A 13,755-nucleotide genomic window follows, 5' to 3' on the forward strand; every position below is an offset into this window, starting at 1 on the left:
CCGCAGCCTCAGTTCAGGGCGTCGATTTTGGCCTGCAGTTCGGCGGGATCGACGGGCTTGGTGATGTAGCCCCGCGCACCCTGCCGCATCCCCCAGACGCGATCCGTTTCCTGGTTCTTGCTGGTGCACATGATGATGGGCACGTCGGCATACAGCGGGTCGCGGGTGATGGCGCGCGTGAGTTGAAAGCCATTCTGGCCGGGCATCACGACATCCATCAGGATCAGATCGGGCTTTTCTTCCGCCAGGCGGCGAAAGGCTTCATCGGCATTTTCAGCGGTGCGTACCTGCATGCCTTTTTTCTGAAGCAGGTCCGTCAAAAACATCAACTCGGTCTTCGAGTCGTCGACGACCAGTACTTTCTGGATGGGCATTTACATCGCTCCTTGTTGGGAATTGCCAAACTGCTGCACTGCCTGCAGCAGCTGGTCTTTGGTAAACGGTTTGGTGAGATATTCCTGGCAGCCGACCATGCGCCCGCGCGCCTTGTCGAATACGCCGTCCTTGGAAGACAGCATTACCACCGGAGTATCTGCAAAACGGGCGTTGCGCTTGATGATGGCGCAGGTCTGGTACCCGTCGAGCTTGGGCATGAGGATGTCGCAGAAAATCAGCTGAGGCTGGTAATCGTTGACTTTGGCCAAAGCATCAAAGCCGTCGTCGGCCAACAAGACTTCGTGCCCCCCCTGCTTGAGAAAAATCTCGGCGCTTCGACGGATGGTGTTGCTGTCATCCACCACTAGCACTTTGAAAGATGCGCCTGTTGTAGTCAATTGTTACTGCTCCCGATGGAAAAATAAACAACGCGGCAGCACATGATGCTGGTGCGCCTCAAATCTGAACCATCTCGAAGTCTTCCTTGCGGGCGCCACATTCAGGGCAGGTCCAATTCATGGGAACCTGATCCCATGGAGTGTTGGGTGCAATGCCGTGCTCAGGTGAACCCTCTGCTTCGTCATAAATCCAACCGCAAATCAAACACATCCAAGTTTTAGAGTCGGTCACAGCTTAAAGGGCCTTCACATAGAATGCAACGATTGTATCTAGTCATCTCCGCGGGCCACGGCGCCGGTGCCGCCCCTCAAGCAGGATCTGGTCCATGACCGCCAAAGCATCCCCTCCCCCCCCAGAAATCATAGATCTCGAAGATGACGGTTCGGAGGACGCAAGCCCTGCGTGCGTGCTCGTCTTCAACGCCAGCGACCCCAGCGGCGCCGGCGGACTGACGGCCGACATCACCACCATCGCCTCCGTGGGCGGGCACCCGATCGCCGTGGTCTGCGGCGCGTACGCCCGCGATACCGCGGAGATTTTCGACCACTTCAGTTTTGACGACGAGGCCGTGGCCGAGCAGGCCCGCGCCGTCCTGGAGGACCTGCCGGTACAGGCCATCAAGGTCGGTTTCGTGGGCAGCCCGGAGAACATCAGCACCATCGCCGAGATCACGACCGACTACGACGAAGTGCCCGTGATCGCCTACATGCCCAACCTGTCCTGGTGGCGCGACGAGCTGATCGACGAGTACCTGGACGCCTTCCGGGAATTGTTGTTACCGCAGACCTCGGTGTTGGTTGGAAACCACAGCACCCTGTGGCGCTGGCTGCTGCCGGACTGGACCAGCGACCGCAGCCCGACCGCGCGCGACATCGCCCGGGCCGCCTCCGAGATGGGTGTGCCCTACACCCTGGTCACCGGTATTCCGCTGCCCGAGCAGTTTGTCGAGAACGTGCTGGCCTCGCCCCAGACCGTGCTGGGCAGCGGCAAGTTCGAACTGTTCGACGCCACCTTCTCCGGCGCTGGCGACACCTTGTCCGCCGCGCTCACCGCCCTGGTGGCCAGCGGCAACGACCTGGGCGAGGCCACCAGCGAGGCCCTGGGCTACCTCGACCGCTGCCTGGACGCCGGCTTTCGCCCCGGCATGGGGCACATCGTGCCCGACCGCATGTTCTGGGCCCAGCCCGACGACGACGAGGCCGACGGCGATGAAGAAGAACCCCCGATTGACGAAGCACAGGCCCTCGAAGGCTTTGTGATGCCACCCCATGACACCAAGCACTGACCTCAACATCCCCCTGTTCGAACGCGCCAAGGCGCTGATCCCCGGCGGCGTGAACTCGCCCGTGCGGGCCTTCAAGGCCGTGGGCGGCACGCCGCGTTTCGTGAAGCGCGCCCAGGGCGCCTACTTCTGGGACGCCAACGACCAGCGCTTCATCGACTACATCGGCTCCTGGGGTCCGATGATCCTGGGCCACGGCCACCCCGCCGTGCTCGAAGCCGTGCAGAGCGCAGCGCTCGAAGGCTTCAGTTTTGGCGCGCCGACCGAGCGCGAAGTGGAGCTGGCCGAGGAAATCCTGAGCCTCGTCCCTTCGATGGAGATGATCCGCCTGGTCAGCTCGGGCACCGAAGCGGGCATGAGCGCCATCCGACTGGCGCGCGGTGCCACGGGCCGCAGCAAATTCATCAAGTTCGAGGGCTGCTACCACGGCCATGCCGACTCCCTGCTGGTCAAGGCCGGTTCGGGCCTGGCCACGTTCGGCAACGCCACCAGCGCAGGCGTGCCGCCCGAGGTGGTGCAGCACACCCTGGTGCTCGAATACAACAACGTCGCCCAGCTGGAAGAAGCCTTTGCCCTGCATGGCAAGGAACTGGCCTGCGTGATGATCGAGCCCATCGCGGGCAACATGAACCTGGTGCGCGCCAGCGTTCCGTTCATGAAGCGCTGCCGCGAGCTGTGCACCGAATACGGCGCGCTGCTGGTGCTCGACGAGGTGATGACGGGCTTTCGCGTGGCCCTGGGCAGCGCCCAGAGCGTGTACGCCCGGAGCATCCCGGGCTTCAAGCCCGACATCACGGTGCTGGGCAAGGTGATCGGTGGCGGCATGCCGCTGGCCGCCTTTGGGGGCCCGCGCGCCATCATGGAACACCTGGCACCGCTGGGGGCCGTGTACCAGGCGGGCACGTTGTCGGGCAACCCGGTGGCCACGGCCTGCGGGCTGGCCACGCTGCGCGAGATCAGGAAGCCGGGTTTCTTCGACGCCCTGTCGGCCACCACGCGCTCGCTGGTCGATGGGCTGGCTGCCGCGGCGGCGGCCGAAGGCGTGCCCTTCAGCACCGACAGCGAAGGCGGCATGTTCGGCTTCTTCCTGATGCCCGAGCTGCCCCAGAACTACGCCCAGGTGCTCAAGACCGACAGCGCGCGTTTCAACCAGCTGTTCCACGGCCTGCTCGATCGCGGTATCTACATCGCGCCGGCGCTGTACGAGGCGGGCTTCGTGAGCGCGGCACACACCGCCGACGACATCGCCGCCACCGTGGCAGCCGCCCGCGAAGTCTTCAAGGAACTATCAAAATAATAGCTGCCAGCGCTTACCCATCAAGCGCTTTCGGCCATTTTTATGGGTATTCCCGCTTGCTAACTCGACGTTGGCATTCGTTCACAGCAGCCCCCGCAGCTCGCGGGCGGCCTCCTGCAGCAGTGGCAGCATGTCGCGCTGCAGGCTGCGCTCGTCCACCTGCTTGGGCGACGCCACCACATTGAGCGCGGCCACCGTGTCGCCCTGCAGATTGCGCAGGGGCACTGCCAGCGCGTGCACGCCCAGTTCGTGCTCCTCCACCGCCAGGCAATGGTCGTCGCGGCGCGCCTTGGCAATCACCTGCCGCAGCGGGCCGACCTGGGTGATGGTGTGGGGCGTGAGCCGGTGCAGCGGGCAGGCCTTGAGCCACGCCGTCAGCGCCGCCGGTGGCAACGCGGCCAGCAGCACACGCCCCGTGGACGTGGGGTGCGCCGGCAGCCGCGCCCCCAGGTGCAGGCCATAGGCCAGCACGCGCGAAGGCGCGCCGTACACCCCGCTGCGCGCCACGATCACCACCTCGCCGCCATCCAGCACCACGGCCGAGAATGACTGCTGCGTCTGTGCCGCCAGCCGGTTGAGCGTGGGCTGCAGCACCCGCGGCAGCCGGGCCGATGCCAGGTAGCTGCCCGAAAACCGCAGCACCTTGGGCGCCAGCCAGAAGTAGCTGCCATCCGTCTCCAGATAACCCAGATGCGCCAGCGTGAGCAGGTGGCGGCGCGCCGCCGCGCGCGTGAGGCCGGTGCGCTGCGCGGCCAGCGTGGCATTGAGCCGCTGGCGCTCGGTGTCGAAACTCTCCAGCACCGCCAGGCCCTTGGCCATGCCTTCGATGAAATCTGCCTTGGCGATGGGAACGGTGGTCATGCGGGGGTCCATGGTCGGCCGGTCGATGCCCGGGGTGCGGGCGCCCGATGCGCCGGGGCTGTGGAAGATTGCGCGATGATCGCACATCACGTCCACCCACCGCGCGCCAGGGCGCCGGGCGGGCGCCGCGTTGACATGGATCAACCTACGCTTGGCGCTGTTGTCTTAGCGCTTTCCAGCGCCCTTGTTTGCTTTGTGAGGTTGTCCACCATGCGTACCCAGGTTGCCATCATCGGCGCAGGCCCCGCCGGCCTGCTGCTCGGCCAGTTGCTTTACAAGTCCGGCATCGACGCCGTCATCATCGAACAGCGCAGCCCCGACTACGTGCTGGGCCGCATCCGCGCCGGCGTGCTGGAGCAGGTCAGCATGGACCTGCTGGACCAGGCGGGCGTCGGCGCCCGCGCCCATGCCGAAGGGCTGCCACACGACGGCATTGAGCTGTTGTTCAAGGGTGCGCGGCACCGGATCGACCTGCACGCGCTGACCGGCGGCAGCCGCGTGACCGTGTACGGCCAGACCGAAGTGACCCGCGACCTGATGGACGCCCGCGCCGCCGAAGGCCTGACCACGGTGTACGACGCGCAGAACGTGGCCGTGCACGACTTCGACGGCCAGCAGCCGCGCGTGACCTACGAGAAGGACGGCCAGACGCACGAGGTGCTGTGCGACTTCATCGCAGGCTGCGACGGCTACCACGGCGTGTGCCGCGCCAGCGTGCCCGAGGGCGCACTGCGCACCTACGGGCGTGTCTACCCCTTTGGCTGGCTGGGCGTGCTGGCCGACGTGAAGCCCGTGTCCCACGAGCTGATCTACGCCAACACCGAGCGGGGCTTTGCGCTGTGCAGCATGCGCAGCAACACGCGCAGCCGCTACTACCTGCAAGTGCCATCGACCGACAAGGTGGAGCAGTGGAGCATCGAGCAGTTCTGGGCCGAACTGGGCAACCGCCTGGACCCCGAGGCGCGCGAGAACCTTGTCACCGGCCCGGCGCTGGAGATGAGCATCGCCCCGCTGCGCAGCTTCGTGGCCGAGCCCATGCGCTTTGGCCGCCTGTTCCTGGCGGGCGACGCGGCCCACATCGTGCCGCCCACCGGTGCCAAGGGCCTGAACCTGGCGGCGAGTGACGTGGGCTACCTGTGGAATGCGTTCGCCGACTACTACAGCGAGAAGTCGAGCGCCGGCATCGACACCTATTCCGACCGCTGCCTGCGCCGCGTGTGGCGCGCCGAGCGCTTCTCGTGGTGGTTCACCTCGTTGATGCACCGTTTTCCAGAGACTGGCGAATTCGGCCAGAAGATTCAGGAAGCCGAGCTGGAATACCTGGTGCACTCGCGCGCAGCCTCGGTCTCACTGGCCGAGAACTATGTAGGGCTGCCGATGAACTTCGGAACCTGACTCTCTCCCCGTTCCGAGAGTACCTCCCAAAAAAAGCGGTTTCCCAGGAAGCCGCTTCTTGCATGGCGCCCCGCCGCCCGAATCAGTGGCGGAAGTGGCGCACCCCGCTGAACACCATGGCCACGCCGCGCTCGTTGGCGGCATCGATCACTTCGTTGTCGCGCATGGAGCCACCGGGCTGGATCACGCAGGTCGCACCTGCATCGACCACCACATCGAGGCCGTCGCGGAAGGGGAAGAATGCGTCGCTGGCCACCACGGTGCCCTGCAGCGTGAGGCCCGCGTGGCCCGCCTTGATGCTGGCGATGCGGGCCGAGTCCAGGCGGCTCATCTGGCCGGCGCCCACGCCCATGGTCATGCCGCCCTTGCAGAAGACGATGGCATTGCTCTTGACGTACTTGGCCACCTTCCAGGCGAACAGCAGGTCTTCCATCTCTTCCAGCGTGGGCTGCTTGTGCGTGACCACCTTCAGGTCGATGAGCGACAGCTCGTGGTTGTCCGCGGTCTGCAGCAGCAGGCCGGAGCCGATGCGCTTGGCGTCCATGGCGTTGCGGCCCCGCTGCCAGTCGGTGAGCTGCTGCGCCTTGCCGGCATGCGGCGGCAGGGCGATCTTGAGCAGGCGCACATTGGCCTTGGCCTTGAACACCTCCAGCGCCTCGGGCGTGAACTCCGGCGCCATCAGCACTTCGACGAACTGCTTGGCGATCTGCTGGGCGGCGGCGCCATCCACCGTGCGGTTGAAGGCGATGATGCCGCCGAAGGCGCTGGTGGGGTCCGTCTGGAAGGCCTTGCCGTAGGCATCGAGCGCGTCCAGGCCCACGGCCACGCCGCAGGGGTTGGCGTGCTTGACGATGACGCAGGCAGGCGCCTCGAAGCTCTTGACGCATTCCCACGCCGCATCGGCGTCGGCGATGTTGTTGTACGACAGCTCCTTGCCCTGCACCTGCTCGGCCGTGACCAGCGAGCCGGGCGCGGGGTACAGGTCGCGGTACAGCGCGGCCTGCTGGTGCGCGTTCTCGCCGTAGCGCAGGTCCTGCACCTTGGTGAAGATGCCGTTGCTCTGGCCGGCGAACTGGGCACGCGCGGGCACGTAGGTTTCGGACAGCTTTTCCTCTTCGAAGGTGACGGACGAGAGGTAGTCGCTGATGGCGCCGTCGTACTGCGCGATGCGGTTGAACGCGGCCACCGACAGCGCGAACCGCAGCTTGTCGGAAAGCTTGCCCTTTTCCTTCAGCTCGGCCAGCACAGCGGGGTACTGCGAGGCGTCGGTCAGCACGCCTACGTCCTTCCAGTTCTTGGCGGCGCTGCGCACCATGGCCGGGCCGCCGATGTCGATGTTCTCGATGGCGTCGGCCAGCGTGCAGCCCGCCTTGGCCACGGTGGACTCGAAAGGGTACAGGTTGACCACCAGCAGGTCGATGGTGTCGATGCCATGCTCCTGGAGCGCGGCCATGTGCTCGGGCAGCTCGCGGCGTGCCAGCAGGCCGCCGTGCACCTTGGGGTGCAGCGTCTTCACGCGGCCGTCCAGCATCTCTGGGAACTGGGTGACCTCGGCCACCTCGGTCACGGGCAGGCCCTGGTCGGCCAGCAGCTTGGCGGTGCCGCCGGTGGACAGCAGCTTGATGCCCAGCGCATGCAGGGCCTGTGCAAATTCGACGATGCCGGTCTTGTCGGAGACGGAAAGAAGTGCGTTCATGGCAGTGGTGGTGGGGAGAGTTTGAATAAAAACAGGGCCTGGCGCTTTATGGATAAGCGCCAACAGCTATACATTTAATAGCAATCGTGCGCCGGTCAGAGCAGCTTGTGCAGGGCCAGCTTCTTGCGCAGCGTGTTGCGGTTCAGGCCCAGCCATTCGGCGGCGCGGGACTGGTTGTTGTCGGCATGGGTCATCACCACTTCCAGCAGCGGTTTCTCGACCACGCGCACCAGCATGTCGTACATGCCGTCGGGCGTCTCTCCGCCCAGGTCGCGAAAGTAGCCTTGCAGGCTCTCGCGCACGCATTCTTCTATGTGTTTCTTGCTCATGCAGCCATTCCCTCTTGTTCTTCTGGTTCTGCGTCCGTGCCGGTGGCGGCGGGCAGCCGGTCCATCTGTTGCGCAAGGGCATCCAGGTGGTCGGCCACGGCCTGCCACTGCGCGGCGCAGTCCTCGATGGTATTGATGTGTTGCCTGAAGGCCTCGCCGCCCGGCAGCGCACGCAGGTACCACGCGATGTGCTTGCGCGCACTGCGCACCCCGGTCAGCTCGCCATACAGGCCGTAGTGGTCTTGCAGGTGGTCCAGCAACAGGCGCCGCACCTCGGCCACCAGCGGTGGCGCCAGGTGCTCGCCCGTGGCCAGGAAGTGGCCGATCTCGCGGAAGATCCACGGCCGGCCCTGTGCGGCACGGCCGATCATGATCGCGTCGGCCCCGGTGGCGGCCAGCACGTCGCGCGCCTTCTCGGGTGAAGTGATGTCGCCATTGGCCACCACGGGCACCCTCACCGCCGCCTTCACCGCCGCGATGGTGTCGTACTCCGCATGGCCCTTGTAGCCTTGCTCGCGCGTGCGGCCGTGCACGGTGAGCATCTGGATGCCCACGCCCTCGAACGCGCGGGCCAGCGCCACGGCGTTCTTGTGCTCCTGGCACCAGCCGGTGCGCATCTTCAGCGTGACGGGCACGTTGAAGGGCGCGCACGCCTGCACCACGGCCTCGGCGATCTCCACGGCCAGCGCCTCGTTCTGCATCAGGGCGGAGCCCGCCCACTTGTTGCAGACCTTCTTGGCCGGGCAACCCATGTTGATGTCGATGATCTGCGCGCCGCGCTCCACGTTGTAGACCGCGGCCTCGGCCATCATCGGCGCATCGGTGCCTGCGATCTGCACGGCGATGGGCCCGGGCTCCCCTTCATGGTTGGCCCGGCGCGAGGTCTTGAGGCTGTTCCACAAGTCCTTGCGCGAGGTCACCATCTCGCTCACCGCGTAGCCCGCGCCCAGCGCCTTGCACAGCTGGCGAAACGGCCGGTCCGTGACGCCCGCCATCGGGGCGACGAACAAGCGGTTCGCCAGAGGAATGTGGCCGATGTGCATGAAGGGGCGCGGTAGGTGCAGCAGCGAATGCTGAAAAAGGAGGCAGGATTGTACCTGCTCAAAATTTCAGCAAATGAAATGTTCCGCCCACTGAAATGACGCCCCTGTCCACCCCGATGCTCTCCGGCGCGGCGACGCACGGCCGCCACGGTCAGCGCGCGGCGAGGTCGGTTTCCGCCGTCGGTGCAGGAACCCGGGCACGTTGCGCAAAGCGCCACCAGGCATCGGCGGCATTGTCGAATTCATGGCGCGCCATCAGCGTGCGCAGCCACTGGCGGTTGTGCAGCACATCCGGCGAGAAGCCCCGCGCGGCCAGCTCCGCGCCCCCCTGCCTCACGCCGGCGGGCGTGCCCATGTCCACATCGTGACCATCGGCCAGGGGGCCGCGCACGACCTTGCTGGCCTTCATGCCGTCCACCACCCGAACCCGCACCACCCATTCGCCGGCGGCGACGGGGCAGGTGGCTTCAAGTGCCATGCCTTGCGCCTGCAGCTCCCGGGCCACGCCATCCAGCGCGGCGCGCCCACCGGGCATCTCGCTGCAGCCGCTACCGCTGCCGGCATGTGCGTGCGAAGCCGGCGGCAGTGAAGAAGACACAGGGGGCACCGCCGCCTGCGGGCTGTGCACGCAGGCGGCCAGCAGCAGCGCCAGGGCCGCTGACGACCAGCGGGTGCCCACCGGCACGGCGGCAGGTGCCGGGCGGGCGATGGCAGGGATTGCGAAACAATGCATGAAGCCTCCCGGGGTAAATTCATTCAGGGACGGTGTTGCTTCACGATACAAATAGGCGCCGCCCACGGCCATGCGCGGATGGCGCACCCCTGCGTAGGACAGCGCCCCCTGGCATGAAAGCGATGCCGCCGCCGCCCTACACTTCCTCCCATGGAAATCTGGATGCACCAGCTGCTGGAATGGCTTGCGCTGCCGCAGTTCGGCCTTAGCACGGTCTTTGTCGTTTCGTTCATCTCGGCCACGCTGCTACCCCTGGGCTCGGAGCCGGCGGTGTTCGGGCTGATCAAGATCAACCCCGAACTGTTCTGGCCCGCGATCCTGGTCGCCACGGTCGGCAACACGCTGGGCGGTGGGGTGAGCTGGTGGATGGGCCTGGGGGCTCACAAGGTCGTGGACAAGGCCCGTGGCAATGCCACCGACGTGCGCGCGCTGCACTGGCTCCAGCGCTTTGGCGCACGCGCCTGCCTGATGAGCTGGCTGCCCGTGGTGGGCGACCCGCTGTGCGCCGTGGCCGGATGGCTGAAACTGCCGTTCTGGCCCTGCCTGGCCTATATGGCCGTGGGCAAGTTCTTCCGCTATCTGCTGATGACGAGCGTGCTGCTGCACTTCATGCCGGGGCACCTGGCGCTGTGACTTCTCACCCGGTGTTTCGTTGAGGCCGCTTGGCGCCAGCAATGACAAGGGTGTGCAACTGCCGTCCCCAGGCGCCCCTCTCCCGCATGCCCACGTCTCACGACAGCGGTGCGTGTGCGCCGATGTCGGACAACAGCGAATCGCCACGGGCCACCGGCTCCTCGACCACCACCTGGTTGCGCCCGCCTTCCTTGGCCATGTACATCGCGGTGTCGGCCCGCGAGAAAAACTCCAGCACCGACTCTCCCAGCACGTACTGGGTCACGCCGATCGACACCGTCACCCGCCCCTTGAGAAGCCCGGCCCATGCATGGATCTCGACCTGGGCGCGGATGCGCTCGCAGGTATTGAGCGCAGGCAGCAGGGATGTGGCGGGAAAGATGAGCAGGAACTCCTCGCCCCCATAGCGCCCGAACACATCGCCTGCGCGCACCCCCTGCTGTGCCACGCGGGCGAACGTGCGCAGCACCTCGTCACCCCCCAGATGCCCCAATTCATCATTGATGCGCTTGAAATGGTCGATATCCACCACGGCGAGGCACAGGGGAATGCCGCTTTCATCCGCCAGCTGCTTTTGCTCCTCCAGCGCGGCCAGCACGTATCGGCGGTTGAAACATCCGACCAGGGGGTCGCGCTGGGCGTCTTCCTGGATGTTCTTGATCTTCCGGCTGGCGTGGTACAGGCTGCGGTAGAGGCGCTGGACCCTGCCCATCAGGAGGATGTAGGTGGGCAACGATAGCGCCAGGGCCAGCCAGTGCAGCGCTTCCAGGCGCAGCAGCGCGTCATTTTTCTGCTCCACGTAATGGAGCCCCACCACCACGGCGTACAGGCACAGCATGCAGGCCGCCAGCGCCAGCAGCGCGGGCCGCGGCACGGTGAAGATCCCGTAGGCCACCGCCACGAAGGTGAACGGAACCAGCAGGATCTGCGTGACCGGCGCCAGATAGAACACCCCGACCATGCAGGCCAATGCCGTGGCCACAATGGCCAGCTTCAGGTGCCTGTGCCGCACCTTCTTGTGCAGGCCCGAACTGAAAATCCCCCAGAAGGCCCCGCATCCCAGCACCGCCAGCACCACCAGGACGGCGAGCACCTGCACATCCACCATGCCCAGCGCATAGAACCCGGCCATCGCCAATACATACAGGCCGATCAGCCCCCCGGCCAGCCGCCATTTCTGCCCCGCGCTGCGCCCGCTTCGCGGCCCCAGGCCATCCATGGCCCTGCGCGCGGGACGCGCCATGGCCGACGATGAGTCATCGAATTCCATGACGGCGTCGGACAGCGGAAAGGCGTCCGTCGCCGAAAACGGATTCTTGCGGCCAAAGAACATGCGGAGGCAGGCGTGGGCCCGGGTTCGTTCGGGTGACAGGTTCACCGAAATACACAGTCCGCCAGCGCTGACGCCCGGCAGACGGGCCCGCGCATCTTACGCAGAACTGACACGGAAGCGCTCCGTGTTTTCCAGTAGCTCGCGCGCTGCAGCGCACCCTGCGGGCGGCGTTTGGCGCCGCGCACCCCGCCTTGCGGCCACTGTTTGCGCCCGGGAAAGATGCCTCCTCAGGCCGCCGCAACCTGCCGGCGTGTCCACCAGCCTTCCAGGCTGTAGACCAGCAGCGCAGTCCAGATCAACACAAACCCCACGAGGCGCGCAGGCTGGAAGGGTTCATGGAACAGCCACACGCCCAGCGCAAACTGCAGGCTCGGGGAGATGTACTGCAGGATGCCCAAGGTGGACATCGGGATCAGGCGGGCACCGGCGGCAAACAGCAGCAGCGGAACGGCCGTCATGGGGCCCGCGAGCAACAGCCATCCCACGGCAGCGGGCGGCCCCTGGACCAGTGCGCCCTCGCCCTGCCAGGCCCACCAGCCCAGCATGATGGCGGCCACCGGCGCGAGCACCAGGGTTTCCAGCGCCAGCCCCTCCAGCGCGCCCAGCACGGCAAGCTTGCGCAGCAACCCGTAGAAGCCAAAGCTCAGGGCCAGCACCAGCGCAATCCAGGGTAGGCGGCCCGCCTGCACCGCAAGCCACAGCACTCCCGCGGCAGCCACGGCCACCGCAAGCCACTGGCCCGGGCGAGGCCGCTCTTTCAGGAACACGAAGCCCAGCGCCACGTTCACCAGCGGCAAAATGAAATAGCCCAGGCTGGCATCCAGCACATGCTGGTTCTGCACCGCCCACACATAGGTGAGCCAGTTGCCCGACAGCAGCATCGCCGACAGCGCGAACGCGCCCAGCACACGGGGCTGGCGCAGCACGGCGCCCAGCCAGGACCATTGCCTGCGCACCATCAGCACGCCAAAGACAAACACCAGCGACCACACCGTGCGGTGCATCACCACCTCCAGCGAGGGCACATCCGCCACCTGCTTGAAATACAGCGGGAACAGGCCCCAGGCGGCATAAGCCAGCGCGGCGTAGAGGATTCCAGTGTTCATAGAAATCGGTGGTGCCAGGGGCGCGAAGGCCCCTTCGAACGGTCGAAAAAAATCCCTGCATGCCAGGGGCCGTGCAGGGATGCGATGCCATCGGGCCCATGGCCCGGCGGAGCTTTCAGCCTCCCAACCCCTAGACGTTGAACAGGAAGTTCAGCACGTCGCCATCCTTGACCACGTACTCCTTGCCTTCGGCGCGCATCTTGCCTGCGTCCTTGGCGCCCTGCTCGCCCTTGAGCGCGATGAAGTCCTCAAACGCAATGGTCTGTGCACGGATGAACCCGCGCTCGAAGTCGCCGTGGATCACGCCGGCCGCCTGGGGCGCCGTGTCGCCGATGTGGATGGTCCAGGCGCGCACTTCCTTCACGCCCGCGGTGAAGTAGGTCTGCAGGCCCAGCAGCTTGAAGGCGCCGCGGATCAGCCGGGCCAGGCCGGGCTCCGTCTGGCCCATCTCGGCCAGGAACATGTCGCGGTCCTCGTCGCTCATCTCGGCCATCTCGGCTTCCATCTTGGCGCAGATGGCCACCACGGGCGCGTTCTGGCTGGCGGCGTATTCCTTCAACCGGTCCAGGAAAGGGTTGTTCTCGAAGCCGTCCTCGCTCACGTTGCCCACGAACATCGCGGGCTTGGCGGTGATCAGGCACAGGGACTTGAGCAGGGGCTGCTCTTCCTTGGTGATCTCCACCGAGCGGGCGGGCTTGCCCTCGTTGAGCGCGGCCTGGATGCGCGTGAGCAGCGCCACCAGCTTGGCGGCATCCTTGTCGTTGCCCGACTTGGCGGCCTTGGTGTAGCGGTTGAGCGCCTTCTCGACGGTGCCCATGTCGGCCAGGCACAGCTCGGTCTGGATGACTTCGATGTCGGAGATCGGGTCCACGCGGCCGGCCACGTGGATCACGTTGTCATCCTCGAAGCAGCGCACCACGTTGACGATGGCGTCCGTCTCGCGGATGTGGGCCAGGAACTGGTTGCCCAGGCCTTCGCCCTGGCTGGCGCCCGCCACCAGGCCGGCGATGTCCACGAACTCGACGATCGCAGGCACGATGCGCTCGGGCGAGATGATGCTGGCCAGCTGCTGCAGGCGGGGGTCCGGCACCTCCACCACGCCCACATTGGGCTCAATGGTGCAGAAGGGATAGTTTTCGGCGGCGATGCCGGCCTTGGTCAGCGCGTTGAAAAGGGTGGACTTGCCGACGTTGGGCAGGCCCACGATGCCGCATTGGAGGCTCATGGCAGGGCTTTCTGGAATTCGGAGACAAACCGCCGATTTTACGGGCCC

At 66.0% G+C, this 13,755-nt stretch carries 15 protein-coding genes; 4 read left to right on the forward strand and 11 right to left on the reverse strand.

The genetic code is table 11. From position 1 onward, the window contains the following. Window positions 1-8: 8 nt before the first annotated feature. The 3 genes from KW843_RS15385 to KW843_RS15395 are packed head-to-tail and all read right to left on the reverse strand — an operon-like array spanning window position 9 to window position 1,005. A complete protein-coding gene (locus tag KW843_RS15385) occupies window positions 9-374 on the reverse strand; it encodes a PleD family two-component system response regulator (RefSeq protein WP_010459520.1) in 366 nt (121 codons plus the stop codon). After that, on the reverse strand, window positions 375-773 hold the full coding sequence (locus tag KW843_RS15390; RefSeq protein WP_005796099.1) for a PleD family two-component system response regulator: 399 nt from the start codon (window positions 771-773) through the stop codon (window positions 375-377). Between the two features lie 58 nt (window positions 774-831). After that, on the reverse strand, window positions 832-1,005 hold the full coding sequence (locus KW843_RS15395) for a rubredoxin (protein WP_082836248.1): 174 nt from the start codon (window positions 1,003-1,005) through the stop codon (window positions 832-834). A gap of 94 nt (window positions 1,006-1,099) precedes the next feature. Between KW843_RS15395 and KW843_RS15400 the strand changes: the two genes are divergently transcribed. Next, window positions 1,100-2,059: a bifunctional hydroxymethylpyrimidine kinase/phosphomethylpyrimidine kinase gene (locus tag KW843_RS15400; protein WP_218296028.1), complete on the forward strand. Its 960-nt coding sequence runs from the start codon at window positions 1,100-1,102 to the stop codon at window positions 2,057-2,059. After that, window positions 2,043-3,353, forward strand: coding sequence for a glutamate-1-semialdehyde 2,1-aminomutase (gene hemL / locus KW843_RS15405; protein WP_218296029.1), 1,311 nt, complete (start codon window positions 2,043-2,045; stop codon window positions 3,351-3,353). Before KW843_RS15400 ends, hemL begins: the two co-directional genes overlap by 17 nt. Window positions 3,354-3,434: 81 nt before the next feature. On the opposite strand, the gene KW843_RS15410 is transcribed toward hemL, so the two are convergent. Beyond that, window positions 3,435-4,214: an IclR family transcriptional regulator C-terminal domain-containing protein gene (locus KW843_RS15410; protein ID WP_218296030.1), complete on the reverse strand. Its 780-nt coding sequence runs from the start codon at window positions 4,212-4,214 to the stop codon at window positions 3,435-3,437. A 210-nt stretch (window positions 4,215-4,424) separates the two neighbouring features. On the opposite strand from KW843_RS15410, the gene pobA reads away from it, so the two are divergent. Continuing rightward, a complete protein-coding gene (pobA, locus tag KW843_RS15415; protein WP_218296031.1) occupies window positions 4,425-5,609 on the forward strand; it encodes a 4-hydroxybenzoate 3-monooxygenase in 1,185 nt (394 codons plus the stop codon). An 82-nt stretch (window positions 5,610-5,691) separates the two neighbouring features. Here the strand turns inward: pobA and purH are convergent, their stop codons facing one another. The 4 genes from purH to KW843_RS15435 form a co-directional block, all read right to left on the reverse strand. Then, window positions 5,692-7,305 carry a bifunctional phosphoribosylaminoimidazolecarboxamide formyltransferase/IMP cyclohydrolase gene (gene purH / locus KW843_RS15420; protein WP_218296032.1) on the reverse strand — a complete coding sequence of 538 codons (1,614 nt, stop codon included), beginning with the start codon at window positions 7,303-7,305 and terminating at the stop codon, window positions 5,692-5,694. A 95-nt stretch (window positions 7,306-7,400) separates the two neighbouring features. After that, window positions 7,401-7,634: a Fis family transcriptional regulator gene (locus KW843_RS15425; protein ID WP_218296033.1), complete on the reverse strand. Its 234-nt coding sequence runs from the start codon at window positions 7,632-7,634 to the stop codon at window positions 7,401-7,403. After that, window positions 7,631-8,677, reverse strand: a complete 1,047-nt coding sequence (dusB, locus tag KW843_RS15430; protein WP_218296034.1) for a tRNA dihydrouridine synthase DusB — start codon at window positions 8,675-8,677, stop codon at window positions 7,631-7,633. The genes KW843_RS15425 and dusB overlap by 4 nt, the downstream gene beginning before the upstream one ends. 151 nt (window positions 8,678-8,828) lie before the next feature. Beyond that, complete coding sequence (locus tag KW843_RS15435; protein ID WP_218296035.1) at window positions 8,829-9,410, reverse strand: D-Ala-D-Ala dipeptidase; 582 nt, start codon at window positions 9,408-9,410, stop codon at window positions 8,829-8,831. A gap of 150 nt (window positions 9,411-9,560) precedes the next feature. Here KW843_RS15435 and KW843_RS15440 point away from each other — a divergent pair, with 150 nt between their 5' ends. Continuing rightward, the gene (locus KW843_RS15440) at window positions 9,561-10,043 is read left to right on the forward strand and encodes a YqaA family protein (protein ID WP_255591034.1); all 483 of its coding nucleotides are present in this window, start codon (window positions 9,561-9,563) and stop codon (window positions 10,041-10,043) included. 97 nt (window positions 10,044-10,140) lie between these two features. On the opposite strand, the gene KW843_RS15445 is transcribed toward KW843_RS15440, so the two are convergent. From KW843_RS15445 to ychF, 3 genes are all read right to left on the reverse strand, one after another. Then, window positions 10,141-11,376, reverse strand: a complete 1,236-nt coding sequence (locus KW843_RS15445) for a diguanylate cyclase (RefSeq protein WP_218296036.1) — start codon at window positions 11,374-11,376, stop codon at window positions 10,141-10,143. A gap of 227 nt (window positions 11,377-11,603) precedes the next feature. Beyond that, window positions 11,604-12,482 carry an EamA family transporter RarD gene (rarD, locus tag KW843_RS15450; protein WP_218296037.1) on the reverse strand — a complete coding sequence of 293 codons (879 nt, stop codon included), beginning with the start codon at window positions 12,480-12,482 and terminating at the stop codon, window positions 11,604-11,606. 130 nt (window positions 12,483-12,612) lie between these two features. Then, window positions 12,613-13,707 carry a redox-regulated ATPase YchF gene (gene ychF, locus KW843_RS15455; RefSeq protein WP_218296038.1) on the reverse strand — a complete coding sequence of 365 codons (1,095 nt, stop codon included), beginning with the start codon at window positions 13,705-13,707 and terminating at the stop codon, window positions 12,613-12,615. Between the last annotated feature and the right edge of the window lie 48 nt (window positions 13,708-13,755).

The organism is Acidovorax sp. sif1233, assembly GCF_019218755.1.
Taxonomy (GTDB): domain Bacteria; phylum Pseudomonadota; class Gammaproteobacteria; order Burkholderiales; family Burkholderiaceae_C; genus Acidovorax.